The organism is Bradyrhizobium sp. 31Argb (genome assembly GCF_043638955.1).
Taxonomy (GTDB): domain Bacteria; phylum Pseudomonadota; class Alphaproteobacteria; order Rhizobiales; family Xanthobacteraceae; genus Bradyrhizobium.
The window spans coordinates 1-2274 of sequence record NZ_JBEGDB010000522.1 but is presented as its reverse complement, the minus strand read 5'-3'; the positions used below and the strand labels follow the sequence as shown (position 1 = coordinate 2274).

Annotated in this window: 3 pseudogenes; 1 reads left to right on the top strand and 2 read right to left on the bottom strand. The window is 61.5% G+C overall.

The features are described from left to right. Positions 1–1288: 1288 nt before the first annotated feature. Positions 1289–1710: pseudogene (locus AAFX91_RS40940) on the top strand (transposase); the annotation flags it as partial. Between the two features lie 18 nt (positions 1711–1728). Here the strand turns inward: AAFX91_RS40940 and AAFX91_RS40935 are convergent. Continuing rightward, positions 1729–2196, bottom strand: a pseudogene (locus AAFX91_RS40935) (carboxymuconolactone decarboxylase family protein); the annotation flags it as partial. A gap of 6 nt (positions 2197–2202) precedes the next feature. Then, positions 2203–2274 (bottom strand): annotated as a pseudogene (locus AAFX91_RS40930) (peroxiredoxin); the annotation flags it as partial.

The window sequence follows — 2274 nt, the reverse complement described above, 5'->3', positions numbered from 1 at the left end:
GGCTTCCTCCTAAAAGAAAGCCTTGAATCACGTTCAATCTGATTTGAGAATCCCAAGAGTCCACACGGCCTAGAGGGAACATTCTCACCAATGTTTTCCGACTGGAGTGTTAGCTACGGAGACGGGATAGTTGGTGATTGAATGAAGCGATCCTGATGGAACCTTTGGACCGGTTGGCGATCCGCAACTGCATCTATCGGTACTGCCGCTGCATGGCCCGGGCCAGCAAGGCCATGCTGCGCCGCTCCTATCGACCCCACGATCGGCATGGCATCTATTCCGGGCCTGCGGAGGGCTCCTGCCTCCCCGCGCGAGAGGTGCTCAAAAGCGCGCCCGCAGTATCCACCAGTTCGGCCAGTTATGACAGAACTGGTCGGCCCGACGCGCGCCGCTCTGCGACGTGCTTCCTTGTCATGCAGCGCGGCGGCAAGGATGGGCCCGTGCGGCAGTTCCGATCGGGCGACGCTGTTGCGGCTCGTTCGACAAGCGCGGCGGGGAGTGGTGCATTGAGGATTGTTCGACTGGGCCGAGGAGCAGTCGTTGCAGCCTCAGACCGAGGCCGCGCGCTGTGGCCGGCGCCTGCTGAGTGGAGCGCGGCCGTCCGACGATCCGATTTGCGAAACTCCGGCCGCTGCCCTCGATCGCCGCAAGCAGGATCCGCGTGCTCGCTCGTATCAGGTCCGGCGCACATCATCGCGCGCCAAGTAACTGGAGACCCCAATTTCCAAGCGGCACGCTGCTTGCTTCATTCGCGGTGCCATCACCGATTGCCAGCTCGAAGGCGCTTGGTTGTGGATCGGGAAAGCGCCGCGGAGTGTTTGATGCGATCTTGGAGAGCGACAACGGTTGCGCTGGTCGAAAACGGTGCAGCCAATTCGGCGAACCCTTGGGCCAGCAGCACAAGTGCCACCGACCCTGCGGAGCTGGTCCGGAGGATGTATTGGCGGGCACGTCGACGGTGGTTACGGCCAAAAACCCTTCAGCAATCCCTACGGTCCGTCCGTTTATGGCGTCGTCAATACTCCTGTGTTCCTGGCAGGCGGCCGGATCGGCTACAACTGGCAGCGGAATAGGTCGGTGTTTGGCCCCACTGCTAGCGGTGCAGTCTGCAACGGCACAAATACCTGCCTCGCCGGCTCCGGCACGATAGTGAGCGCAAACTGCAAGGCAAACCCAAATGTCTTTGTAACTGGCGCCGGTCATCTCGGTTACGCTTTTGGCGCGCAGGGCCACACGCTGACCTACCTTAAGGGAGGCGTGGCTTGGCAAAACAATCCAGATGACGTCATCAATAACAACGAGTTTGGCCAATATCGGCGCCGGCGAGCGCGACTTCTACAAGGCGCTCGACGAGGTCTTTCCCGGCACACGCCACCAGCGAGGCTGGGTGCACAACACCGTGAACGTCCTGGACATGGTCCCACTCTCCGTGCAGGCCACCATGCAAGAAGAGTTCTGCGAGGTCCATTGGGCGCGAACCGAGCGTCCGCCGAAGCGGTGATCGACGTCTTCGCCGAGAAGTATTGCGCCAGTACGGCTGGGCGGTCGAATGCCTGGTGAAGGATCGCGACGCACTGCTGGCCTTCGATTTTCTTCCCGAACGTTGGGATCACTTGCGCACCACCAATCCCATCGAGAGCGTGTTCGCCACCGGGTCGATACGGGACCGCGCGGACGAAGCGCTCTTTGTCGCCAACCACCGCTGAAATGGACCCGCGGAGCGGGACCGACCGCGGTCTGGATGACCGCCGTGCTGATGCCGGCCTCCCGCAGCGCCTTCTCATGCGCGTCCATGCAGGCCCCGCAGCCGTTGATGGCGCTTACCGCCAGCGACCACAGCTCGAAATCGGCCTTGTCCACGCCGGGATTGCCGATGACGTTCATGCGTAGCCGCGTCGGCATCGTCTTGTATTCCGGGTTGGCGGAGAGGTGAACGAAGCGGTAGTAGACGTTGTTCATCGCCATCACCGAGGCTGCGGATTTCGCCGCCGCGACCGCGGCCGGCGTCATCACGACAGCTACCGCAGATTCCATTGCGGCGATCACTACAGGATTGCGGGCGGCAATTGCGGTGGCGAGCAACAGCCCGTGTTTCCTCTGCGGTGATAGCGTCTCATCTGATATCATCGACGCCAGGTTCAGTCTGACGTCCTTGGCGAAATCGGGGATCTGGTCCATCAACTGCTCAATTGACATGATGCCTCAAGCAACCTTCAGCGTTTCGCCGCCGATCTCGCGGTTGCAGGGGCAGAGCTCGTCGGTCTGCAGAGCATC